The 24,279-nt window shown below is 64.4% G+C and carries 22 protein-coding genes; 17 read left to right on the top strand and 5 right to left on the bottom strand.

Translation table 11 applies throughout. The features are described from left to right. Nucleotides 1–65 precede the first annotated feature (65 nt). From HF916_RS41805 to iscX, 9 genes are all read left to right on the top strand, one after another. Nucleotides 66–563, top strand: coding sequence for a low molecular weight protein-tyrosine-phosphatase (locus HF916_RS41805; protein WP_168794526.1), 498 nt, complete (start codon nucleotides 66–68; stop codon nucleotides 561–563). A gap of 134 nt (nucleotides 564–697) precedes the next feature. Beyond that, nucleotides 698–1,228, top strand: a complete 531-nt coding sequence (iscR, locus tag HF916_RS41800) for a Fe-S cluster assembly transcriptional regulator IscR (RefSeq protein ID WP_094783140.1) — start codon at nucleotides 698–700, stop codon at nucleotides 1,226–1,228. Nucleotides 1,229–1,303: 75 nt separating this feature from the next. Further along, complete coding sequence (locus tag HF916_RS41795; RefSeq protein ID WP_168794525.1) at nucleotides 1,304–2,527, top strand: IscS subfamily cysteine desulfurase; 1,224 nt, start codon at nucleotides 1,304–1,306, stop codon at nucleotides 2,525–2,527. A 74-nt stretch (nucleotides 2,528–2,601) separates the two neighbouring features. Then, nucleotides 2,602–3,015: a Fe-S cluster assembly scaffold IscU gene (gene iscU / locus HF916_RS41790; protein WP_028199493.1), complete on the top strand. Its 414-nt coding sequence runs from the start codon at nucleotides 2,602–2,604 to the stop codon at nucleotides 3,013–3,015. Between the two features lie 155 nt (nucleotides 3,016–3,170). Next, complete coding sequence (iscA, locus tag HF916_RS41785) at nucleotides 3,171–3,494, top strand: iron-sulfur cluster assembly protein IscA (protein WP_168794524.1); 324 nt, start codon at nucleotides 3,171–3,173, stop codon at nucleotides 3,492–3,494. Between the two features lie 161 nt (nucleotides 3,495–3,655). Next, nucleotides 3,656–4,183: a Fe-S protein assembly co-chaperone HscB gene (hscB, locus tag HF916_RS41780; protein ID WP_168794523.1), complete on the top strand. Its 528-nt coding sequence runs from the start codon at nucleotides 3,656–3,658 to the stop codon at nucleotides 4,181–4,183. 116 nt (nucleotides 4,184–4,299) lie between these two features. Then, the gene (gene hscA / locus HF916_RS41775; protein WP_168794522.1) at nucleotides 4,300–6,171 is read left to right on the top strand and encodes a Fe-S protein assembly chaperone HscA; all 1,872 of its coding nucleotides are present in this window, start codon (nucleotides 4,300–4,302) and stop codon (nucleotides 6,169–6,171) included. 149 nt (nucleotides 6,172–6,320) lie between these two features. After that, on the top strand, nucleotides 6,321–6,662 hold the full coding sequence (gene fdx, locus HF916_RS41770) for an ISC system 2Fe-2S type ferredoxin (protein WP_116117710.1): 342 nt from the start codon (nucleotides 6,321–6,323) through the stop codon (nucleotides 6,660–6,662). Nucleotides 6,663–6,677: 15 nt separating this feature from the next. Then, nucleotides 6,678–6,875 (top strand): Fe-S cluster assembly protein IscX, encoded by a 198-nt coding sequence (iscX, locus tag HF916_RS41765; RefSeq protein ID WP_007181290.1) that lies wholly within the window; start codon nucleotides 6,678–6,680, stop codon nucleotides 6,873–6,875. A gap of 121 nt (nucleotides 6,876–6,996) precedes the next feature. Here the strand turns inward: iscX and HF916_RS41760 are convergent, their stop codons facing one another. The 5 genes from HF916_RS41760 to HF916_RS41740 form a co-directional block, all read right to left on the bottom strand. Then, the gene (locus HF916_RS41760) at nucleotides 6,997–7,749 is read right to left on the bottom strand and encodes a glycine zipper 2TM domain-containing protein (RefSeq protein ID WP_168794521.1); all 753 of its coding nucleotides are present in this window, start codon (nucleotides 7,747–7,749) and stop codon (nucleotides 6,997–6,999) included. Nucleotides 7,750–8,061: 312 nt separating this feature from the next. Next, a complete protein-coding gene (gene lysS, locus HF916_RS41755) occupies nucleotides 8,062–9,603 on the bottom strand; it encodes a lysine--tRNA ligase (protein WP_168794520.1) in 1,542 nt (513 codons plus the stop codon). Between the two features lie 160 nt (nucleotides 9,604–9,763). After that, nucleotides 9,764–10,868 (bottom strand): peptide chain release factor 2 gene (gene prfB / locus HF916_RS41750; protein WP_106313460.1). Its coding sequence is split into 2 segments (ribosomal slippage): nucleotides 9,764–10,786 and nucleotides 10,788–10,868, totalling 1,104 coding nucleotides; the frame shifts between segments, so codons are not numbered across the junction. A gap of 178 nt (nucleotides 10,869–11,046) precedes the next feature. Then, entirely contained in the window at nucleotides 11,047–12,753 is a 1,707-nt protein-coding gene (gene recJ, locus HF916_RS41745; RefSeq protein ID WP_168794519.1) for a single-stranded-DNA-specific exonuclease RecJ, read from the bottom strand. Nucleotides 12,754–12,769: 16 nt separating this feature from the next. Next, a complete protein-coding gene (locus HF916_RS41740) occupies nucleotides 12,770–13,888 on the bottom strand; it encodes a regulator (protein ID WP_168794518.1) in 1,119 nt (372 codons plus the stop codon). Nucleotides 13,889–14,032: 144 nt separating this feature from the next. Between HF916_RS41740 and HF916_RS41735 the strand changes: the two genes are divergently transcribed. From HF916_RS41735 to kdsA, 8 genes are all read left to right on the top strand, one after another. Next, complete coding sequence (locus HF916_RS41735) at nucleotides 14,033–14,278, top strand: hypothetical protein (protein WP_168794517.1); 246 nt, start codon at nucleotides 14,033–14,035, stop codon at nucleotides 14,276–14,278. Between the two features lie 425 nt (nucleotides 14,279–14,703). Continuing rightward, nucleotides 14,704–15,957, top strand: coding sequence for a lipoprotein-releasing ABC transporter permease subunit (locus HF916_RS41730; RefSeq protein WP_168794516.1), 1,254 nt, complete (start codon nucleotides 14,704–14,706; stop codon nucleotides 15,955–15,957). Beyond that, nucleotides 15,950–16,693, top strand: coding sequence for a lipoprotein-releasing ABC transporter ATP-binding protein LolD (lolD, locus tag HF916_RS41725; RefSeq protein WP_168794515.1), 744 nt, complete (start codon nucleotides 15,950–15,952; stop codon nucleotides 16,691–16,693). Before HF916_RS41730 ends, lolD begins: the two co-directional genes overlap by 8 nt. A 47-nt stretch (nucleotides 16,694–16,740) precedes the next feature. After that, nucleotides 16,741–17,529 carry a TatD family hydrolase gene (locus tag HF916_RS41720; protein ID WP_168794514.1) on the top strand — a complete coding sequence of 263 codons (789 nt, stop codon included), beginning with the start codon at nucleotides 16,741–16,743 and terminating at the stop codon, nucleotides 17,527–17,529. A gap of 111 nt (nucleotides 17,530–17,640) precedes the next feature. Beyond that, nucleotides 17,641–20,439: a DNA internalization-related competence protein ComEC/Rec2 gene (locus tag HF916_RS41715; protein ID WP_168794513.1), complete on the top strand. Its 2,799-nt coding sequence runs from the start codon at nucleotides 17,641–17,643 to the stop codon at nucleotides 20,437–20,439. Between the two features lie 117 nt (nucleotides 20,440–20,556). Further along, on the top strand, nucleotides 20,557–21,360 hold the full coding sequence (locus tag HF916_RS41710) for an alpha/beta fold hydrolase (RefSeq protein ID WP_168794512.1): 804 nt from the start codon (nucleotides 20,557–20,559) through the stop codon (nucleotides 21,358–21,360). A 232-nt stretch (nucleotides 21,361–21,592) separates the two neighbouring features. Beyond that, on the top strand, nucleotides 21,593–23,266 hold the full coding sequence (locus HF916_RS41705; RefSeq protein WP_168794511.1) for a CTP synthase: 1,674 nt from the start codon (nucleotides 21,593–21,595) through the stop codon (nucleotides 23,264–23,266). Beyond that, complete coding sequence (kdsA, locus tag HF916_RS41700; RefSeq protein WP_168794510.1) at nucleotides 23,263–24,117, top strand: 3-deoxy-8-phosphooctulonate synthase; 855 nt, start codon at nucleotides 23,263–23,265, stop codon at nucleotides 24,115–24,117. The genes HF916_RS41705 and kdsA overlap by 4 nt, the downstream gene beginning before the upstream one ends. The last annotated feature ends 162 nt before the right edge of the window (nucleotides 24,118–24,279 follow it).

The following is a 24,279-nucleotide window of genomic DNA, read 5'->3' as shown; positions in this document are numbered from 1 at the left end:
GTATAATCGCGGCAACATTTGTTAACAGTCAGCCTACGCGCCTCGCGCGCCTGAAAAAGCCCTTGATGAAAACCGTATCCATCTGCTTTGTGTGCCTCGGGAACATCTGCCGTTCGCCGACCGCGGAAGGTGTGATGCGCCATCTGGTCGGCGAGGCGAAGCTCGCGGAACGCATTGTGATCGACTCCGCCGGAACGGGTGACTGGCACATCGGCGAGCCGCCGGATGAGCGCGCGCAGCAGGCAGCCGGCCGGCGCGGGTATGAACTCGCCGACTTGCGCGGCCGTCAGATCGCCGCGGCGGATTTCGACCGCTTCGATCTGCTGATCGCCATGGACGACAAAAACATCGCCGCATTGCGTCAGGTCTGCCCGCCGCGGCAACGCGACAAGATTCGCCTGCTGATGGAATTTGTCCCGGAAGCGGACGCCCGCTGGAACGGCGCCCGCGAAGTCGTCGATCCGTATTTCGGCGGCGTGGAAGGTTTCGAGCAGGTGCTGGATCAGTGTGAAGTTGCCTGTCGCGGGCTCATCGCGACGCTGCGTCCCCAATTGCTTGCATAGAGCCCGGCGAGAGAGCGCGCCAAGCTTATCCAGCAATTAAGCAAATGACCCAAATCGCGGTAGGGATACTTGACTAAATCGCTCATGTATTTATACTTGACAAAACTTGTCGAGAATTGCGGTTCCCACACCATATGAGACTCACCACGAAAGGCCGTTTCGCCGTCACGGCGATGATTGACCTGGCACTGCGCCAGGAGCAGGGCCCGGTGACGCTTGCGGGTATCAGCCAGCGCCAACACATCTCCCTGTCGTACCTCGAGCAGCTGTTTGGCAAGCTGCGTCGTCATGAAATCGTCGAGTCCGTGCGCGGACCAGGCGGCGGCTACAATCTGGCCCGCCGCGCTGAAGACGTGACCGTGGCGGACATCATCATCGCGGTCGACGAGCCGCTCGACGCCACCCAGTGCGGCGGCAAGGGCTCGTGCGAGGGCACCAAACAGCACGACGGCCACTGCATGACGCATGAACTGTGGTCCACGCTGAACCAGAAAATGGTCGAGTACCTCGATTCGGTCTCGCTGAAAGATCTGGTCGATCAGCAGCGCTCGCGCGAAGGCGCGCCGGCCGTGCTGCGTGACAGGCGCAACGAAGCGCCGGCGGTCGAACCCGTCCGCGTGGCGCCGAAAGGGCCCAATTCCGTTTTCAACATGGCCGGTTCCTAGGCGCGGTATCGAGCAGTCACCGCAGCCTGATAAGAAACCCAGAAGCCAGAGCACACGACGTCCCCGGAGCAATTGATGAACAACGACACTCTCCATCTGCCCATCTACATGGACTACAGCGCGACGACGCCGATCGATCCGCGCGTGGTGGACAAGATGATTCCGTATCTGCGCGAGCAGTTCGGCAACCCCGCATCGCGCAGCCACTCGTATGGCTGGGCAGCGGAGCGCGCAGTCGAAGAAGCGCGTGAGAATGTCGCCGCGCTGGTGAACGCCGATCCGCGCGAAATCATCTGGACCTCGGGTGCCACGGAGTCGGACAACCTCGCGATCAAGGGTGCCGCGCACTTCTACAAGAGCAAGGGCAAGCACGTCATCACGGTGAAGACCGAGCACAAGGCCGTGCTTGACACCTGCCGCGAACTCGAGCGCGAAGGCTTCGAAGTCACGTATCTGGACGTCAAGGACGACGGCCTGATCGACCTGGAAAAGTTCAAGGCGGCATTGCGTCCGGACACGATTCTGGTGTCGGTCATGTCGGTGAACAACGAGATCGGCGTGATCCAGGACATCGAGGCGATCGGCGAGATCACCCGTGAAAAGGGCATCATTTTTCACGTCGACGCGGCGCAAGCAACCGGCAAAATCGAGATCGACCTGCAAAAGCTGAAGGTCGACCTGATGTCGTTCTCGGCGCACAAGACGTACGGTCCCAAGGGCATCGGCGCGCTGTACGTGCGCCGCAAGCCGCGTATCCGTATCGAAGCGCAAATGCACGGCGGCGGTCACGAGCGCGGCATGCGTTCGGGCACGCTGGCCACGCACCAGATCGTCGGCATGGGCGAAGCGTTCCGTATCGCGCGTGAAGAAATGGCGACGGAAAACGAACGCGTCCGCATGCTGCGCGACCGGCTGCTGCGCGGGCTGTCGGAAATGGAAGAAACGTATGTGAACGGCGACATGGAACAGCGTGTGCCGCACAACCTGAACATCAGCTTCAATTTCGTCGAAGGCGAATCGCTGATCATGGCGGTGAAAGATGTGGCGGTGTCGTCGGGCTCGGCCTGTACGTCCGCTTCGCTGGAACCGTCGTATGTGTTGCGCGCGTTGGGCCGTAACGACGAGTTGGCGCACAGCTCGATTCGCTTCACCGTGGGCCGCTTCACGACCGAGCAGGACGTCGATTACGTGATCAACCTGCTGAAGACCAAGATTTCGAAGCTGCGCGACTTGTCGCCGCTGTGGGAAATGCACAAGGACGGGATCGATATTTCGACCATCCAATGGGCAGCGCACTGACGCGCCGGGTTTTGGACGACGTCGAATTTATCGAATTGCGAATTGCAGGTTGAAACGAATCAAGGAGTGTCATCATGGCTTATAGCGACAAGGTTCTGGACCACTACGAAAACCCGCGCAACGTCGGTTCCTTCGCGAAGGACGACGATGCAGTCGGCACCGGCATGGTCGGCGCACCGGCATGCGGCGACGTGATGAAGCTGCAGATCCGCGTGGGCGCGGACGGCATTATCGAAGACGCGAAGTTCAAGACGTATGGCTGCGGCTCGGCGATTGCGTCGAGTTCGCTCGTCACTGAATGGGTGAAGGGCAAGACGCTCGATCAGGCTATGTCGATCAAGAACACGCAGATCGCCGAAGAACTGGCGCTGCCGCCGGTGAAGATCCACTGCTCGATCCTCGCGGAAGACGCGATCAAGGCAGCGGTCGCCGACTATAAGCAACGCCACGGTGAAGCAGTCGTCGAAGGCGACAAGCAACACGCTTAAGCGGCGATTGCGGCGCGGTTTTCAGGTAAATCGAAACGGACGACGGCGTGGATTCAAGCCAGCCGTCCGGCACGAGCGATATTTGATGCAGGCAGGGTTGCAGCGCGTGAGCAGGCAGACGAACGGCCGGCACGCACTGCGCAATGAGAAACGCTATGGCAATTACGTTGACCGAAAAGGCAGCACAGCACGTCCAGAAGTATCTGAACCGTCGCGGTAAAGGCGTCGGCTTGCGCGTCGGCGTGCGCACCACCGGTTGCTCCGGCTTGGCCTACAAGCTCGAGTACGTGGACGAACTCGCGCCCGAAGACGAAGTCTTCGATTGCAACGGCGTGAAGATCATTGTCGACCCGAAGAGCCTCGCTTATATCGACGGCACCGAACTCGACTTCGCACGTGAAGGGCTGAACGAAGGCTTCAAGTTCAACAACCCGAACGTGAAGGACGAATGCGGTTGCGGCGAATCGTTCCGCGTGTAAATCCGGACATTTCCGCGTGCAGCGGATCGAAGGCGGCGCGGGCCGCCTTTTTAGTTTCATCCGCGAATTCGCGTGTGGCCGCCTGTGCTGCTACCGCTCTGCCGAGCTTCATTTTTAGACTGCACTCCGGTGCGCTTTCCTGAACGGACTTCTTCTATCCGATGGCCTCGCTGAACGACAGCCACTTCGACCTGTTCGATCTGCCGGCGCAATTCGCGCTCGACGCATCCGCGCTCGATCACGCCTACCGCACGGTCCAGGCGCAAGTGCATCCGGACCGCTTCGCGGCGGCCGGCGACGCGCAAAAGCGCATCGCGATGCAATGGGCGACGCGCACCAACGAGGCGTATCAGACGCTGCGCGATCCGTTGAAGCGCGCCACCTATCTACTGCATCTGCGTGGCATCGACGTCGGCGCACACGACAATACGGCGATGGAGCCGGCGTTCCTGATGCAGCAGATGGAATGGCGCGAATGCATCGAGGACGCGGCGGCGGCAAAGAACGTCGATGCGCTCGACGCCTTGCTCACCGAACTGCGCGACGAAGAGCGCATGCGTTTCGACAAGCTCGGTGCGTTGCTCGACAGCGGCGCGAATCAGGCTGCGGGCGAGGCCGTGCGGCAGTTGATGTTCATCGAGCGGGTGGCGTCGGAAATCGGCACGCAGATCGAGCGGCTCGAGAACTAGCGAGCCCGAGTGCGCCGTGCGCCGCGAGTGCGGCGGCAGTCGCCAGAAGAGCCGTAGCATTACATCCAGCAACGCGAAAATTCAGGACGGGGCCGAGCGGCCCCGAGAAGATCCAGATGGCCCTACTGCAAATCTCCGAACCCGGCATGGCGCCGGCGCCCCACCAGCGGCGTCTGGCGGTCGGTATCGATCTCGGCACCACCAATTCCCTCGTCGCCGCCGTGCGCAGCGGCGTGCCCGACGTGCTGCCCGACGCAGACGGCCATGCGCTGCTGCCGTCGGTGGTGCGCTACCTGGAAAAAGGCGGCCGACGTATCGGCCGCACGGCCAAGGCTGAGGCAGCGAGCGATCCGCGCAACACGATCGTCTCGGTCAAGCGCTTCATGGGCCGCGGCAAGGCGGAAGTGGAGGGCGCCGAAAACGCGCCGTACGATTTCATCGATGCACCCGGCATGGTGCAGATCCGTACCATCGACGGCGTAAAGAGCCCGGTCGAAGTGTCGGCCGAAATTCTCGCGACGCTGCGCCAGCGCGCCGAAGACACGCTCGGCGACGAACTGGTCGGCGCCGTCATCACGGTGCCCGCTTACTTCGACGAAGCGCAGCGTCAGGCGACCAAAGACGCCGCGCGTCTGGCCGGCCTGAACGTGCTGCGCCTGCTGAACGAACCGACCGCGGCCGCGATTGCCTACGGCCTCGACAACGGTTCCGAGGGGCTGTTCGCCGTGTACGACCTCGGCGGCGGCACTTTCGACCTGTCGATTCTCAAGCTCACCAAGGGCGTATTCGAAGTGCTCGCGGCCGGCGGCGACTCCGCGCTCGGCGGCGACGATTTCGACCACACGCTGTATCGCCATGTGCTGGAGCAGGCCGGCATCGCGCCGCAAACGCTCGCGCCGGAAGATGTGCGCCTGCTGCTGGACAGCGTGCGCGAGGCCAAGGAGGCCTTGTCCGACGCGCCAAGTGCGAAGCTACAGACCAAGCTCTCGAACGGCGCTCAGATCGATCTGACGATCGACGAAGCCACTTTCGAGACCATCACACAGGCGCTGGTGCAGCGCACGCTCGGCCCGACGAAAAAGGCGCTGCGCGACGCCAAAGTCACGACGAAGGAAATCAAGGGCGTCGTGCTGGTCGGCGGCGCGACGCGCATGCCGGTGATCCGCCGCGCGGTCGAGTCGTTCTTCGGCCAGCCGCCGCTGATCAATCTCGACCCGGATCAGGTGGTCGCGCTCGGCGCCGCGATCCAGGCTGATCTGCTCGCGGGCAACCGCGGCGCGGACGGCGACGAGTGGCTCCTGCTCGACGTGATTCCGCTCTCGCTCGGCGTCGAGACGATGGGCGGGTTGACCGAGAAGATCATCCCGCGCAATTCGACGATTCCGGTCGCGCGCGCGCAGGATTTCACGACCTTCAAGGACGGCCAGACGGCCATGGCGATCCACGTCGTGCAAGGCGAGCGCGAACTCGTCAGCGACTGCCGCTCGCTCGCGCGTTTCGAGCTGCGCGGCATTCCGCCGATGGCCGCCGGCGCGGCACGCATTCGCGTGACCTACCAGGTGGATGCGGACGGCCTGTTGTCCGTGTTCGCTCGCGAACAGGGCTCGGGCGTGGAAGCGTCGGTGGTGGTCAAGCCGTCCTACGGTCTTGCCGATGACGACATCGCCCGAATGCTCGAAGAGAGTTTTTCGACCGCTGAAGTCGACATGCGGGCGCGCGCACTGCGCGAAGCGCAAGTCGAAGCGCGTCGACTCGTGGAAGCCACCGACGCCGCGCTCGCCGCCGACGCCGAACTGCTCGACGACAGCGAGCGCGCCGAGCTCGACACGCTCCTCGATGCATTGCGCAACGTCGCGCAAAGCGACGACGTCGACGTGATCGAAGCCGCCACCAAAACCCTCGCCGAAGGCACCGACGAATTCGCCGCCCGCCGCATGAACAAGGGCATTCGCCGCGCGCTCGCCGGCCGCAAGCTCGACGAGATCTGAGTCTCGCGGTGGCGTCAGGTGGGCCGTCTGGTCGGTCCGCCGCAAAAAATCGAATCGCGCCGCGTGGACTTAAAAAGTCCGCGCGACGCCAGTAAAATGGTACGGAGCCTGGTTGCGGCCGCCGTGCCGCAGACCCAAACGGAAAATGTATGCCTCAAATCGTTGTGCTGCCTCACGTCGAACTGTGCCCGGAAGGCGCGGTGATCGATGCCGTGCCCGGCAAGAGCATCTGCGACAGCCTGCTTGAACACGGCATTGAAATCGAGCACGCGTGCGAGAAGTCGTGCGCATGCACGACCTGCCACGTGATCGTGCGTGAGGGTTTCGCCGCCTTGACGCCGTCGGAGGAAGACGAGGACGATCTGTTGGACAAGGCGTGGGGGCTCGAACCGGCTTCGCGCCTGTCGTGCCAGGCTTTGGTGCCGGCTGAGCAGGATCTGGTTGTCGAAATCCCTCGCTACTCGATCAATCACGCGAAGGAAAATCACTAACAGGAGGATGCAGCCATGAAGTGGACCGATACGCAAGACATCGCGATGGCCCTGACTGACAAGCACCAGGACATCGATCCGCAACAGGTGCGCTTCACCGACTTGCACCGTTGGGTCACCGAGCTGGAAGGATTCGACGACGATCCTAACCGGTCGAACGAAAAGATCCTCGAGGCGATTCAGGCTGCATGGATTGAAGACGCGGATTACTGAGCGTCACTGAGTTTTCCGGCGCCGGTCAGCGATCTGCTTGCGCTTCCGGCTGCGGCAAAGAAAAAGGCGATTCCAATGGAATCGCCTTTTTTGCGTCTGGCGGAAACTAACCTGCGTGCGGTTAGCTCGCCACGAGCGCGCCGTTCTGAATCCGAACACGCTGACCTTGCTGGAACGGCGGCGCTTCATGGTAAGTGAAGTAACGCGTTTTGCCGCTTTCCATCCGCACCCGCACCGAATACGACGTCGTGCTGCGGATATGTTTTTCGACCGAGTTGCCGGCAAGGCCGCCGCCGAGCGCGCCGAGGACCGTCATCGCGGTGCGGCCGCCGCCGCTACCAAACTGATTGCCGACCACGCCACCGGCCACCGCGCCGCCGACCGCGCCGATACCGGTGCCATGACCTTCCTGACGCACCGCCGAGATAGCCTCGACCGTGCCGCAACTCGAGCAGTACGCCGGTTGTGGCGGCGGTTGCTGCGCGTAGTTAGGTGCCGGCTGCGCCTGTTGCTGCTGAGCGTATTGCTGCTGCTGGGTCGGTGCCGGGGCCGGTGCGGGCGCGGTTTGCTGCTGTTGCGCGGCCTGTTGCTGAGCAGCCTGTTGCTGAGCAGCCTGCTGCGCCGTCGGGTTGGCGGGCGCCGCCGAATCGACTATGCCCGGTTGCGTAGCTTGCGTGCCGACTTGCGCCGCTTGCGTCTGATCGTTTTGCGCGCCGTTGCTGGATGCCTTCGGGAACAGGCCCGTGACAGCCGCTGTGGCGACGAGGCTTGCGATGATCACCGCACCGGCAGCGGTCGCGACCAGCGGGTGAATCCGGCGTTGTTGCGCAGGCTGCGCGGATGGCGTGGTGGGTTGCGTGTTGGGATTGTCCATTTTGGCCTCCGTCTTCAACGGGAGTCGATTTTTGGTAAGACAAAGTGTCGGGTAAATCGACCCTGTGAGGGTTTCAATTTGTAACGTTTTCCGGGCAAACATCGCGCCGGCGTCGCGTCAAAGCCGCGCAACGCGGCGGGGCGCCGCTTCCGGCAAGCGCTCGCGTGATGGACACAGACAGTCGAATCCTCGCACGCCGTGCAGCTTTTACCGATGGTTACAAACCGTCAGGCGGGCGCCACACATCGGATATAGCAAGAAAAACGCCCGGCATCGAGCCGGGCGTTCTCCAGGATGCGAACCACGCAACGCTCAGTCTTCGCGGCGCAGATGCGGGAACAGAATCACGTCGCGGATGCTCGGGCTGTCGGTCAGCATCATGACCAGACGGTCGATGCCGATGCCGCAACCGCCGGCCGGCGGCATGCCGTATTCCAGCGCGCGAATGTAGTCCGCGTCGTAGAACATCGCTTCTTCGTCGCCGGCCTCTTTCTGGTCGACCTGCTTCTTGAAGCGGGCAGCCTGGTCTTCCGGATCGTTCAGCTCCGAGAAGCCGTTGGCGATCTCACGGCCCGTGATGAACAGCTCGAAACGCTCGGTGATGCCTGGCGTCGAGTCCGACGCGCGCGCGAGCGGCGACACTTCGATCGGGTAGTCGATGATGTACGTCGGCTCCCACAATTGCGACTCAGCGGTTTCCTCGAACAGCGCCAGTTGCAGCGAGCCCACACCGGCGTTCAGGAACTGCGGCTGCGACGCATCCACGCCGAACTTCTTCAGCTCGGTGCGCAGGAACGCGCTGTCCGCGAGTTGCTCGTTCGTGTATTGCGGTGCGTATTTCTGGATCGCCTGCGTGATCGTCAGGCGATGGAACGGCTTCGCCAGATCGAGTTCGCGGCCCTGATACGTGATCGTGGCCGTGCCGAGCGCGTCGATCGCGGCCTGACGGATCAATTGCTCGGTGAAATCCATCAGCCATTTGTAATCGGTGTACGCGGCGTAGAACTCGATCATCGTGAATTCCGGATTGTGGCGCACGGACACGCCCTCATTGCGGAAGTTACGGTTGATCTCGAACACACGCTCGAAGCCGCCGACCACCAGACGCTTCAGATACAGCTCAGGCGCGATACGCAGGAACATCTGCATGTCGAGCGCGTTGTGGTGCGTGGTGAACGGCTTGGCCGCCGCGCCGCCCGGAATCGGGTGCAGCATGGGCGTTTCGACTTCCATGAAGTCGGCGTTCGCCATGAAGTTGCGGATCGACGAAATCGCCTTGGTGCGCGCGACGAAAGTCTTGCGCGTTTCCGGCGTGACGATCAGATCGACATAGCGCTGGCGATACTTCATTTCCTGGTCGGACAGGCCATGGAACTTGTCCGGCAGCGGACGCAGCGACTTCGACAGCAGACGCAGTTCCGTGCAACGCACCGAGAGTTCGCCCTTGTTGGTGCGGAACAGCACGCCGCGCGCCGCGACGATATCGCCCATGTCCCACTTCTTGAAGGCGTCGTACGTTTCCTGGCCGATGTCGGCCGGCGTGATGAAGAACTGGATCTGACCCGAACCGTCGCGCACGGTCGCAAAGCTCGCCTTGCCCATCACCCGCTTGAGCATCATGCGGCCGGCAATCGCGACTTCGAGCGGATTCGCTTCGAGCGCTTCCTTGTCGGCGTGCTCGTACTGCGACTGCAGATCTTCGGCGTGATGCGTGGGACGGAAATCGTTCGGATAGGCGACGCCTTGCTCACGCAGTTCGCGCAGCTTTTCGCGGCGCTCGGTCATGATCTTGTTGTCGTCCACCTCGGGCACGACATTGGGCTGGGCCGCATTAGGCTGGGTCGGTTCGGTCATGATGATTTGGTATTCGGTGGCCCGCACGGGAGTGGCTCGCATGCGGGTGGCCAGTCAGTAAAAACCTCAGGCGGTGTAAGGAAACAGCGAGGAAACAGCGAAGAAGCGGCGAACAAACGGCGAAGCTGCGGCGCGGCGTTGCAAGCCGCGCCGGTTGCGCTTAGACGCCCTGTTTCAGGCTGGCGCTGATGAACGGATCGAGGTCGCCGTCGAGCACGCTCTTGGTGTTGCTGATTTCGACGTTGGTGCGCAGATCCTTGATACGGCTGTTGTCCAGCACGTACGAGCGGATCTGATGACCCCAGCCCACATCGGTCTTGCCGGCTTCGAGCTTGTCCTGCTCTTCCTGACGTTTGCGGATTTCCGCTTCGTACAGGCGCGATTTCAGCATGGCCATGGCTTCGGCGCGGTTGCGGTGCTGCGAACGGTCGTTCTGGCACTGCACGACGATGCCCGACGGCATGTGCGTGATACGCACCGCGGAGTCGGTCTTGTTGATGTGCTGACCGCCGGCGCCGGACGCGCGGTACGTGTCGATACGCAGATCGGCCGGGTTGATGTCGACTTCGATCGAGTCGTCGATTTCCGGGTACACGAACACCGACGAGAACGACGTATGACGGCCGCCCGACGAGTCGAACGGCGACTTGCGCACGAGGCGGTGCACACCGGTTTCGGTGCGCAGGAAGCCGTACGCGTATTCGCCTTCGATTTTGATCGTGGCGTTCTTGATGCCGGCGACGTCGCCGTCGGTCTGTTCCAGCACTTCGGTTTTGAAGCCCTTGCGCTCGCAGTAGCGCAGATATTGGCGCAGCAGCATGGATGCCCAGTCGCACGCCTCGGTGCCGCCGGCACCGGCCTGGATGTCCAGGAACGCATTGTTCGGATCGGCCGGGTTCGCGAACATGCGGCGGAATTCCATGTCGGCGACACGTTGTTCGATGCCTTGCGCGTCGGATTCGCAGGCGAGGAGCGTTTCCTCGTCGTCTTCCTCGCGGGCCATGTCGAACAGGTCCTGCGCGTCGCGCAGGTCGTTATCGAGCGACGTGAGTTTGCCGACGGTGTCGTCGAGCAGTTTCTTTTCCCGGCCGAGGGCCTGGGCGTGCTTCGAGTCGTTCCAGACGTCCGGGTCTTCGAGTTCCCGGTTGACTTCGATTAGACGCAGTGCTTTGTCGTCGTAGTCAAAGATACCCCCGTAGCGAGTCCGCGCGAGTGCGCAGGTCCGCCAGTGAGGCTTCGATCGCGTTGAGACGTTCCGCTTCCATGTCGATCTTTTATAGCTTCGTAAAAAGGGGAAATTATAGCCGATCGGCGCAGCGCGCCGGCGGCTCTTGAGCGATCCGGCGCGTGTTGGCGGTTGATTTTGCGGAGATTTTCGGGGTTTTCGGTGCGATGGAGCCTGGCTCGCCGTGTGGCTCCAACGCGCCGCTTCAGTTCACCACTTCAGCTCGCCGCATGCTCGACGATCAACTGCACGCGCGACACGCCATTCCATGTGTCGCTCGCGAGCCGGTAGGCGACCGTGGTGCGCGCGGGCAGCGTGTCGGTGTGATTGAACCAGATCGCGTTGAAACGCTGGCGTCCGCGAACGAGTTGCAGCTTCAGGTGCTTGTCCTTCACCAGCGCCTGCGAGGCGATGTCGAATTCGCCCGAAAATACCGGCGCCGGAAAGCCCTGGCCCCACACGGCGGCGTCGAGCATTTCGACGAATTGCGGCGTGAAGTACGCATCCTCCAATTCGCCGTCGGTTTCCACGGTGCGCGAGAGCGCGTCCTGGGACAGCCATTCGCGGCCGACCGCTTCGAACGCGGCGGTGAAGCGCGGCACGTCGGCGGCGGCGAGCGTCAGGCCCGCGGCCATTGCATGGCCGCCGAATTTGACGATCAGGCCCGGCTCGCGCTTCGAGATCAGATCGAGCGCGTCGCGCAGATGGAAGCCCGCGATAGAGCGGCCCGAGCCCTTGACGGTCTGGCCGCTGTCGTCGGCGAGCGCGAAGGTGAAGGACGGCCGATGGAATTTCTCCTTCAGCCGCCCCGCGACGATGCCGATCACGCCTTGGTGCCAGCTTGGATTGAACAGCGTGATGGTGGTCGCGCCGTCGGGGTCGATCGCCGAGAGGTCTTCGAGCGCCTGCTGCTGCATGCCGGCTTCGATCTCGCGACGCTCGCGGTTCATGGTGTCGAGTTGCTGCGCGAGATCCCACGCGCGGCCGATGTCGTCGGTGGTCAGGCATTCAATTCCGAGCGACATGTCCGACAGCCGGCCCGCCGCGTTCAGGCGCGGCCCGAGCGCGAAGCCGAGGTCGAAGCCCGACGCGCTGCGGGCGTCGCGCGCGGCGGCGCGAAACAACGCGGCGATGCCCGGCTGCATCTTGCCTTTGCGGATGCGCTGCAAACCTTGCGCGACCAGCACGCGGTTATTGCCGTCGAGCTTGACCACGTCCGCGACCGTGCCGAGCGCGACCAGATCGAGCAGGCCGTCCAGACGCGGTTCGGGAAACACGTCGTTGAAGGCGCCACGGCGGCGCAATTCCGCGCGTAATGCCAGCAGTACATAAAACATCACGCCGACGCCCGCGATGCACTTGCTCGGGAACGTGCAGCCCGGCTGGTTCGGATTAACGATCGCGCGGGCGGCCGGCAGTTCGTCGCCGGGCAGGTGGTGATCGGTGACCAATACGTCGATGCCGAGCGCGTTGGCCGCTTCCACGCCGTCGACGCTGGCGATGCCGTTATCCACGGTGATCAGCAGTTCCGGTTTGCCCGACGCGTTGCGCGCGGCCAGCGCGACGATTTCGGGCGTCAGGCCGTAGCCGTACTCGAAGCGGTTCGGCACCAGATACTCGATCCGGCCGCCGAACATGCGCAGGCCGCGCACGGCGACCGCACAGGCGGTGGCGCCGTCGCAGTCGTAGTCGGCGACGACGAGCATGCGGCGTTTCTGCTGGATCGCGTCGGCGAGCAAGGCGGCGGCGTCTTCGCAGCCCTTGAGCGCGACCGGCGGCACGAGCCGCGCGAGGCCGGTTTCGATTTCGTCGGGCATGCATACGCCGCGCGACGCGTAGAGGCGCGCGAGCACCGGATGCAGGCCGTGGCGGGTGAGGACTTCGGCGTCGACGGGAGAGCAGGCGCGCGTAACGATTTGAGTCATTCGGAAAGGCCGTGGATCATTCGATGAAGAGCGAGGCGAGCACACGCCGCCGCCAGAATTTGCGCAGATCGCCGCGCGTGACCGAGAGCGTCACCGAGCCGGTGTCGCCGCACAAAGTGAGGCCGAGTTCAGCGAGATCACCGGATTGCAGCGCGGCGAGCGCCGGTTCGAACCAGTCGGTCTGCATGGCGGCGAAGGCGTCGTTCCAGCGCGCCCAGTCCTGCTCGATGTAGGGCCCGGAGAACGGATCGAGTTCGACCAGCGTGATGCTCGCGCCCGCGTGCGTGGCGCCGTTCGCACTGCCCGCGAGCGACGACAGCGCGCCGAACGAGGCCGGCGGCGCGCCGGTCGCGACCCCGGCGGTCATCGCGAGACCGCGCGTGGCGGCCGCGTCGGAGAGCACCCGCGCGAACGGACTGCGCACCGGTTGCGCCGCGCCCTGCGCGTGAAACCAGATCGAGTTGACGGCCGGCAGGCCGCGCGCCTCGCGCGCTTCGTTGACCGGATGCTCGAACCACGCCATCTGCACTTCGTTCTGCAGCTTCATCCACGCGCGCGAGCGCTCGCCGGAATGCGCCTCGTGCGGCAGCCAGATTTCGATGTTGCGCCCGCTCGCGCGCAACGGCGATGCGCCCGCCAGTGTGCCGAAGCCGTCGCCCGACAGATACCAGCGCGCGGGCCGAGGCGCTTCGATACGCACGCCGAGTTCCTCGATCAACGGCCGCGCGACCGCGAGCAGCGCGCCGGCTTCTTCGTCGGACAGGTCGAGCGAGGCCGGGTCGATCAGCACCAGATGATCGTGCGCGATCCGCACGTGTACCGGCTGCACGCAGGCCCATGTCGCGTTGCCCGGTTCGCCGCCGTCGGCGCGCAGCATGTAGGGCGCGAGCGGCGCTTCGTCGGCGGCCGCCGCGCCGCTCGGCAGCGCGCCGAACTGGCGGGCCACCCAGCGCTCGTGCGGCAGCGTGCGTTGAAAGTCTTCGCCGATCACGCGCTCCACCAGCGTCGCGCGGGCGACCAGCCGGTCGAGGGCCGGACTGCGGATGTCGTGAAGGGCGGTGGAGGCGTCCGCTGCGGCGGGCAGCGCGAAGGGTAGGAGAAGATGGAGACGGTTGGCGAGCATGATGCTGCGCATTGTAGGGCAAAGAGTGCGAGTATTCCGACCATCAGCATCCGCTCGACGAAGCGCGGCGGCCGCGGACCTCCGGGTTCGCCGCCGGCCGGCCGCCGGAGCAATAGCCGCGCGCGGCGGCACCGCGCACATGACGAGGAGACCGGCATGTCGCGTGAACTCAAAACCGAGCAGGAACTGCTCGCACTGGTCGTCAAGGCGCTCGATGCGACCCCGGCCACGGCCGGTTGGATTCCGACCGGCTTCCACGAGACCGTGGAGGACGAGAGCGGCTGCAACTGGGACATCAGCCATCTGCACCGCGACCGCAAGGACGCCGACGTGGCCGAGATCGCCGGCAGCGCCGCCGCGGGCATCATCAACGAACTGCGCGGGCGTTACAACCTGCGTTAGACGAAACCGGCGTTGCGCCCGAAGCCCGAAGCCCGAAGCCCGAAGCCCGAAGCCCGAAGCCCGGCACGGCACGGCGCGGCGCGGCTCAGCGGTGCCGTGTCCGGACAGCAGCCACTGAGTCGGCCTGAGCGGGCGTGGCCGGCGTTTCTGTCCGCGGCACGGTCCACACTGCCTTTGCGCGAGCGGGCGGCATTGTATGGCAAACTTCGCGCTTGATTAGTGGTGGCGGCGATTTTGGCGACGGCAAGAGCCGCCTTCCTGTCCGCTGCGGACCGCGGTGGCGCGCGCATTGCTATGCAACGGCGCGCCGTACCGGAACCATCCGCGTCGCAACGACACCAATGATCACGACGCTCGGGCCGCACGAAAGGCGCTTCACGCCTTCGTGCGCGGCACAAAGCCGAAGAACGCAGAAAAGGATTCGCTTGAAATTTCCCTACGAATGGCAGATTGGCTGGCGTTACACCCGCGCCGGCAAACGCACGACCGGTAACGGCTTCATTTCCTTCATCGCGCTCGTGTCGATGTCGGGCATCGCGCTCGGCGTCGCGGCGCTGATCGTCGTGCTGTCCGTGATGAACGGTTTTCAGAAAGAGGTGCGCGACCGCATGCTGTCGGTGCTCGCGCACGTCGAAATCTTTTCGCCGACCGGCTCGATGCCCAACTGGGAGCTGACCGCCAAGGAAGCCCGCCAGAACAAGGAAGTGATCGGCGCGGCGCCGTATGTCGAAGCGCAGGCGCTGCTCACGCGCCAGGACGCGGTGAGTGGGGTGGCGCTGCGCGGCGTCGAGCCGTCGCTGGAGCCGGAGGTGTCTGATATCGGTAAGGAGATGAAAGGCGGCAGTCTGAACGCGCTGAAGCCGGGCGACTTCGGCATCGTGCTGGGCGCCGACCTCGCCACCAATCTCGGCGTGCAGGTCGACGACAAGATCACGCTGGTCGCGCCCGAAGGCACCATCACGCCCGCCGGCATGCTGCCGCGGCTGAAACAGTTCACGGTGGTGGGCATCTTCGAGTCGGGACACTACGAATACGACAGCACCCTCGCGCTGATCAACATCAAGGACGCGGAGGCGCTGTTCCGGCTGCCAGCGCCGACCGGCGTGCGGCTGCGTCTGACCGACATGCAGCGCGCGCCGGAAGTCGCGCATCAGCTCGCACGTAGCCTGTCTGGCGATTTATACATCCGCGACTGGACGCAGCAGAACAAGACCTGGTTCTCGGCGGTGCAGATCGAAAAACGCATGATGTTCATCATCCTCACGCTGATCATCGCGGTGGCGGCGTTCAATCTGGTGTCGTCGCTCGTCATGACGGTGACCAACAAACAGGCGGACATCGCGATTCTGCGCACGCTCGGTGCGCAGCCCGGTTCGATCATGAAAATTTTCGTGGTGCAGGGCGTGACGATCGGCTTTATCGGCACCGCCACCGGCGTCGCGCTCGGCTGTCTGATCGCGTGGAGCATTCCGTGGCTCGTGCCGATGATCGAGCATCTGCTCGGCGTGCAGTTCCTGCCGCCGTCGGTGTATTTCATCAGCGAATTGCCGTCTGAACTGGTTCCGGCCGACGTCGCGCGGATCGGCATCATCGCCTTCGTGATGTCGGCGCTGGCCACGTTGTACCCGAGCTGGCGTGGTGCGAAAGTCCGCCCCGCGGAGGCACTGCGCTATGAATGACCGTTCCGCTAACCTATCCATGGCTTCTTCCGACACCGTGCCGCATCCCTACGTGCTGGAAGCAACCGGCATTTCCAAGTCGTTCGTGCAGGGCGGTCTGAACGTGACGGTGCTTAACGACGCGCAACTGAGCGTGCGGCGCGGCGAGAAGCTGGCGATCGTCGGCGCGTCGGGTTCCGGCAAGAGCACGCTGCTGCACGTACTCGGCGGCCTCGACGATCCGAGCGCCGGCCATGTCTCGGTGATGGGCAAGCCCTTCACCAAGCTCTCCGAGCGCGAACGCAACGACCTGCGCAATCGCGCGCTGGGTTTCGTGTATCAGTTTCACCATCTGCTGCCGGAGTTCACCGCGCTCGATAACGTCGCGATGCCGCTGCGGATTCGCCGCATGACGACCGAAGCGTCGCGCCGCGAAGCGCTCGCGGTGCTGGAGCGCGTCGGCATGGGGCATCGCGCGAAGCATCGTCCGGGCGAGTTGTCGGGCGGCGAGCGTCAGCGCGTCGCGATCGCGCGCGCGCTGGTGACGAAGCCCGCCTGCGTGCTGGCCGACGAACCGACCGGCAATCTCGACGGCGGCACCGCCGACACCGTGTTCAACCTGATGCTCGAACTGTCGCAAACGCTCGACACGAGCTTCGTGATCGTCACGCACGATCCCGAACTCGCGGGACGTTGCGACCGCATCATGCGGCTGCGCGACGGCGTGCTTCACGAAGAGCCGCCGGTGCCGGTTTAAATGACCAGCCATTCGGCGTAGATGCCGCGCCGTTAACGAGGTCCGTGATGTGGATCGATACGCACTGTCATCTCGACGCGTCGGAATTCGACGCCGACCGCGCGGAAGTTGCGTCGGCGGCGCGCCGCGCGGGCGTGGGGCGAATCGTGATTCCGGCGATCGGCCGGCAGAATTTCGCGGCGGTGCGTGAACTGGCGCAGCGGATCGACGGCGGCGCGTATGCGCTCGGTATTCATCCGTTGTTCACGCCGGGCGCGCAAGACAGCGATCTCGATCTGTTGCGCATGGAAATCGAGGCGAGTCTGGACGACCCGCTGTTCGTCGGTATCGGCGAGATCGGACTCGATTATTTCGTCGACGGTCTCGACGATGCGCGCCAGCAATTCTTCTACAACGGCCAGTTGCAGCTCGCGCGCGAATTCGATTTGCCGGTGATCTGCCATGTCCGCAAATCGCAGGATCAGGTGATCAAGGGACTGCGGCGGCATCAGATTCATCGCGGCATCGCGCATGCCTTCAACGGCAGTTTTCAGCAGGCTCAGGCGTATATCGACCAGGGCATGCATCTCGGCTTCGGCGGCAATCTGACTTTCGAGCGCGCGCGGCAAATCCGCCGTCTCGCCGAGCAGTTGCCGTTCGACGCGCTGGTCGTCGAAACCGATGCGCCGGACATCGCGCCTTCGTGGATCTACAAACAGCGCAACACGCCGGAGCAGATTCCGGCGATCGGCGCGGGCCTCGCGCAACTACGCGGCATGGCCGCCGACGAAGCCGCCCTAGGCACAACGGCTAACGCGCTCGCCGCGCTGCCGCGGCTGGCACTTTCCTCTGCATAATTGAACTCGATGGTTTGAGTGGTTCGCGCCGGGCGAGACCCACGCCTGGCGGGCTCGCTGACGCCTGTGCGTCGAGTGTTCCGTCGTCCGGCGATTGCTGGCGGAGGGCGGATGCGGGCATGGTGGTGTGGATTTGCGTTGGGCGTGATCGGGCTGCAACGGCAGGCGGTGTTGCCGGATTGGATGGCGCTGTGCGGGTTGGTGTTGGTTGCGTGCGCTGCGGTTGTCGTGGCGGTGTGGGGTTTGGGCGAGGATAGCCGCGCGGCGGTCGGTGCGGATCATGCGATGGCCCGCGTGGCTACGGTTTCGACTGAGGCCGGAGCTACGAATGCAGGTGGAACTGCGGCTATAGCGGAGCGTGACGCTGAGGCTGGGACTGCGGCGGGAACTGTGCCGAGAGTTGCAGCCGCGACAAGGCCAACGGTGGCGCCCGGGGATTGGCAGCACGCGTGTGCGGCGACCCTCACTTCGCTCTTGCACTGCATCCGCTTCAGCCGGCGCGTGCGCTCCTTCGTGGGCTGGAGCGCCGTGTGGTGCGCAGCAATGTGCGCGGGCTTCGGCTACGCAGCCTTGCGCGCGGACGTGCGCCTCGCGGTGAGCTTGCCCAACGAGTGGGAAGGGCGCGATATCGAGGTCGTCGGTAGTATCAAAGGCTTGCCGTCACGCGATGAAAATGGCGCGCGTTTTCTATTCAATGTCGAAGCGGCCGAAGCGCCCATCACCGCCTTCCCGCGCGTAATCCAGCTCTCGTGGATCGCCGAAGATGCGCCGCCGCCTTCGCTCGAACCAGGCTCGCGCTGGCGGCTGACCGTGCGGCTCAAACGCCCGCATGGCAATGCCAATTTCGGCGTGCGCGATGCCGAGGCGACTCTGCTCGCGCGCAACGTGCGCGCCACCGGCTATGTGAGCGCGCCGGCTCATGCGGTGCGATTGCCGGGCATGGCGAGCGGCGTCGGCGTGACGGTGGACCGCTGGCGCGCCGCGTTACGCGAGCGGATCGACGCAGTGCTCGCCGCCGCGCCGCATCGCGGGATCGTCGTGGCGCTTGCCATCGGCGCGCAGGACGAAGTCAGCGCCGCGGACTGGCTGCTCATGCGCGGCACGGGCACGAGTCATCTGGTGGCGATTTCGGGGCTGCACATCGGTTTCGTCGCGGGCCTCGCGGGTTGGCTTGCGGGCGCGTTGTGGCGGCGCTCCGGATGGATCGGCCGCAACTGGCCGTTGCGGCTGCCGGCACAAGTCGTCGCGGTGACGGGCGGCGCGCTGTTCGCCACGCTGCACGCCGCGTTGGCCGGCTTCAATGTGCCGGCGCAGCGCGCGCTGTGGATGGCGGGGGTCGTCGCGCTCGCGTTTATCAGCGGGCGCAATGTGGCGCGCTCGGCGGTGCTCGCGTGGGCCCTGGGGCTCGTGCTGATGGTTGATCCGTGGGCGGTCGTGTCGGCGGGATTCTGGTTGTCGTTCTGCGCCGTGGCGGCGATTTTGTTCGCCATGTCGGGACGGCCGCATGTGCAGGATCATGCACAGCACTGCGACGAAACAGGCGAGGGCGGCGAGGCAGCGAGCCGTTTGTCGAGACTGGGTTTCGTCTTGCGCCGCCGCATCCGCGATGCCGGCGAGCGGCTGCGCAGCGCCGCGCAGGTTCAGTTCGCCGTGACAGTCGCGCTCGCGCCGCTGACCGTCTACTGGTTCGCGCAGATTCCGCTGATCGGCCCGCTCGCGAATGCCTTCGCGATTCCGTGGGTGAGCCTGCTGGTCACGCCGGCCGTGCTGGCCGGCGTCGCGTTGCCCGCGCCGTTCGACGCCTATGCATGGCATGTCGCACACGCCTTGCTCGAACTGCTGGCAGCGGGTTTGCAGATGCTATCCGGTCCCGCCTGGGCGCTCTGGCGTCTGCCGCAACCGGACGCGTGGACGCTGGCCGCGGCGGCAGTGGGCGTGCTCTGGTGTCTGGCGCCGCGCGGCTGGCCGCTGCGCTGGGCCGCGCCGCTGACGTGGCTGCCGCTCCTGATACCCGCACCGTCCGGGCCGCCGCACGGCAGTTTCCGTCTGACGGCGCTGGACGTCGGTCAGGGCACCTCGGTGCTGGTCGAAACGGCGCATCACACTTTGCTGTTCGATACCGGGCCGGGCCCGGAGTCGACTCACGCGGGCGAGCGGGTGGTCGTGCCGTTTCTACAGGCGCATGGCGTGACGGCGCTCGATACGTTGATCGTCAGCCACGCCGACTCCGATCATTCGGGCGGCGCGCCCGCCGTGCTGGACGCAATCGAGGTGCATCAAATGGTGGCGGCATTGGCGCCGTCGAATGCGCTGTGGTCGAACGCGAGGCAACGCGGCGCCGACACGCTGCCGTGCGCGGCGGGCCAGCGCTGGCAGTGGGACGGCGTCGAGTTCGCGATGCTCTGGCCGGACGCCGGCCCGCTGCAAGGCAAGCCGAACGCGCATTGCTGCGTGCTGCGGGTCAGCGCTTTGCCCGCCGCCGCACACCCGTCGCTCAGCCCTAGTCAAACAGAACCGCCGCGCATGACGGCCTTGCTGACGGCGGACATCGAGGCGCCCGTCGAACGCGTTCTGCTCGCGCGCGATCGCGGTGCGTTGCGCGCGCAGGTGCTGGTCGTGCCGCATCACGGCAGCAAGACTTCGTCGACCGAGCCCTTCCTCGACTCTATCGATCCGCTCATCGCGCTATTTCAGGTAGGCTATCGCAACCGTTTTCATCATCCGAATGCGGGGGTGTTCGAGCGCTACAAGGCGCGGCAGATCGAGCTCGGGCGCAGCGATGCGGACGGTGCGGTGCGGGTCGAGGTGAACCCGGGTCGCGAGATAAATCACTCCGCCAACAGCAACAGCGCCATGGTCACGCTCGAGCGCTATCGCGACACGCAGCGCCGCTACTGGATGGATCGCTGACCGGCTAATTGGCGAATCGCCGGCCGCACAAATAGAAGAAGCGCGCGCCCGGCGTGGCGACTGCACGCAGGTGCGCGCCACAACCCGCACGCAAAACAGAAACGGAGAGAGCCGCAGTTGAAAAACATCATTCACTTCTCGCACGCGAACGGCTTTCCGGCATCGACCTACCGCACGATCTTCGCCGAGCTCGCCGACGACTACGAACTGCGCTCCATCGAGCGGATCGGCCACGACGCGCGCTTTCCGGTGACGCAGGACTGGCCGCATCTGGTCGAACAGTTGCTCGACGACATCCGCAGGACGTACGAGTACCCGGTGTGGCTGGTGGGACATTCGCTCGGCGGCTATCTGTCGCTGATGGCCGCGCTCAAGAAGCCGCAATGGGTGAGGGGCGTGGTGATGCTCGATTCGCCGGTGATCGCCGGCTGGCGCAGCAGCATGCTGCGCGTGTCGCAATGGACCGGCCTCGACGAGCGGCTCTCGCCCGCAGCCGCCACCCGCACGCGACGAACCCAGTGGACGAGCCGCGACGAAGCGTGGCGGCATTTCCATTCGAAGCCGGCGTTCGCGCGCTGGGACGAGCGCATGCTGTCCGACTACATCGACTTCGGCATTCCGCAGACTTCGCCCGACGGCTCGCGGTCGCTGGCCTTCGACCGTCGTACCGAATATCAGATCTATAAGACCTTGCCGCACACGCTCGGGTCGCGGCTCGCCCGGGGCGCGCCGGTGCCGGTGGGCTTCATCGCCGGCACGCGTTCGAAGGAAATCCGCCAGGCCGGTCTGGACGCCACCCGCCGCACGACCGGCGGCCATGTGGAATGGATCGAGGGCAGTCATCTCTACCCAATGGAAAAACCGGTCGAAACCGCACGCGCGGTGCAAAGCATGCTGCATGAACTGGAGCAGCGGGGCTGACATGAGCGCACGCGCGGACGTGAGCGCGGGCGGCGACGGCGGCAGCATCGGCCACGCGCCGCGACGCCGACCATAGCGCGCCGCGCCGGCACGCGCCGCAAGAAACGGTGCATGATCCACGCGCGGCAACGGCCGCCGCCGCGGCGCACGCACGTGTGGATGTCGCCAGGATTTTGCTGGGGTTGGGGCCCTGCTTTACGGTATAATCCGTTTTTCCCGCGAGCATCCAGCGATGACCAAATATGTTTTCGTCACCGGCGGCGTAGTATCTTCCCTCGGCAAGGGTATTGCCGCCGCTTCCCTCGCCGCGATCCTCGAATCGCGCGGTCTTAAAGTCACCCTCCTCAAGCTCGATCCCTACATCAATGTCGACCCCGGCACGATGAGCCCGTTTCAACACGGCGAAGTGTTCGTGACGGAAGACGGAGCGGAGACTGACCTCGACCTCGGCCACTATGAGCGCTTCATCAGCACGAAGATGCGCAAGGCCAATAACTTCACCACGGGCCAGATTTACGAATCGGTGATCCGCAAGGAACGCCGCGGCGATTATCTCGGCAAGACGGTGCAGGTCATCCCGCACATCACGAATGAAATCCAGGCGTTCATCGAACGCGGCGCGGCTTCCGCGACGTGTGGTGAGCCGGACGTCGCCATCGTCGAAGTGGGCGGCACCGTGGGCGACATCGAATCGCTGCCGTTCCTTGAAGCAGCGCGTCAGATGAGCCTGCGCATGGGCCGCAACAGCGCGTGCTTCGTGCACCTCACGCTGGTGCCCTGGGTCGCCACGGCCGGCGAACTGAAGACCAAGCCCACGCAGCACAGCGTGCAGAAGCTGCGCGAAATCGGTATTTCGCCGCACGTGCTGCTGTGCCGCGCCGACCGTCGCATTCCGGACGACGAGCGCGCCAAGATCTCCATGTTCTCGAACGTGCCGGAAGACGCCGTGATCTCCGTGTGGGACGCGGACAGCATCTACAAGATTCCGCAGATGCTGCACGATCAGGGTCTGGACGCGATCATCTGCGAAGAGCTCAAGCTCGCGCCGAAGGCCGCGGATCTGTCCATGTGGTCCGATCTCGTCGAAAAGCTGGAGCATCCGAAGCACGAAGTCACGATCGGCATGGTCGGCAAGTATGTCGATCTGACCGAGTCGTACAAGTCGCTGATCGAAGCGCTGCGCCATGCGTCGATGCATACGTCGACCAAGGTCAACATCGAATACATCGATTCGGAAGAGGTCGAGGCGCAAGGCGTCGAGAGTCTCAAGCATCTGGACGCCGTGCTCGTGCCGGGCGGCTTCGGCCGTCGCGGTACCGAAGGCAAGATCGCCGCGATCCGCTATGCACGCGAAGCGAAGGTGCCGTATCTCGGCATCTGCCTCGGCATGCAACTCGCCGTGATCGAATTCGCTCGCGACGTGGTCGGTCTGAAAGACGCGAACAGCACCGAGTTCGATCAGGAAACGCCGAACCGCGTGGTCGCGCTGATCACCGAGTGGTACGACCGCGAAGGCCGTGTCGAGAAGCGCACGGAAGAATCGGATCTGGGCGGCACGATGCGCCTTGGTTCGCAACGTTGCCCGATCAAGCCCGGCACCATGGCCGAAGAGATTTATGGCAAGGACGTGAACGAACGTCATCGCCACCGTTATGAAGTCAATAACCGCTTCGTGCCCCAACTCGAAGCCAGCGGCCTTATCATCAGCGCCCGTACTCCGAGTGAAGATCTGCCGGAAATGATGGAGTTGCCGCGCAGCATGCACCCGTGGTTCGTCGGCGTGCAGTTCCACCCGGAATTCACGTCCACGCCGCGTGACGGCCATCCGCTGTTCATGTCGTTCGTCGAAGCGGCGCTTGCGCATGAGCAGTCGCGCACGGCGGCCGAAGTTGGGGAGAAAGCATGAAACTGGGCGATTTCGAAATCGGGCTCGACAAGCCGTTTTTCCTGATCGCGGGCACCTGTGTCGTCGAATCCGAACAGATGACGATCGACACAGCCGGCCGGCTGAAGGAAATCTGCGCGAAGCTGAACATTCCGTTCATCTACAAATCGTCGTACGACAAGGCTAACCGCAGCAGCGGCAAGTCGTTCCGCGGTCTGGGCATGGACGAGGGTTTGCGGATTCTGTCGGAAGTGAAGCGCCAGCTCGGTCTGCCGGTGCTGACCGACGTTCACGCCGAGCACGAGATCGAGCAGGTCGCCTCGGTGGTCGACGTGTTGCAAACGCCGGCTTTCCTGTGCCGTCAAACGGACTTCATTCACGCTTGCGCGCGTTCGGGCAAACCGGTCAACATCAAGAAAGGCCAGTTTCTCGCACCGGGCGACATGAAGAACGTGATCGACAAGGCGCGCGATGCCGCGCGTGAAGCGGGTCTGTCGGAAGACCGCTTCATGGCGTGCGAACGTGGCGTGTCGTTCGGTTATAACAACCTCGTGTCGGACATGCGTTCGCTCGCGATCATGCGCGAAACCAACGCGCCGGTCGTGTTCGACGCCACCCACTCGGTGCAGTTGCCGGGCGGGCAGGGCAAGAGTTCCGGCGGCCAGCGTGAATTCGTGCCGGTGCTGGCGCGTGCCGCGGTGGCGGTGGGCGTGTCGGGGCTCTTCATGGAGACTCACCCGAATCCGGCTGAAGCCAAGTCGGACGGTCCGAACGCCGTGCCGCTGCATCGCATGGCCGATCTGCTCGAGACGCTGGTTACGCTCGATCAGGCCGTCAAGCGCGCGCCGTTCCTCGAAAGCGATTTCAACTGATTCAGGCAGTCACCGCGTGTCACGAGCGTTACGCATAATCGTGGCACGCGGCGAATGCACGCGATGGTCGTCGAACGTATCGGCGCGCATGTAGTTTGCCGGGGAGACCGGTGCTCTGCATGGGACGGAGTAAGCGCTGAAGCGCTAACTCCGGATCGGCAG

It is taken from the genome of Paraburkholderia aromaticivorans (genome assembly GCF_012689525.1).
Taxonomy (GTDB): Bacteria; Pseudomonadota; Gammaproteobacteria; order Burkholderiales; family Burkholderiaceae; genus Paraburkholderia; species Paraburkholderia aromaticivorans_A.
This window is presented reverse-complemented; position numbering and strand designations above follow the sequence as displayed.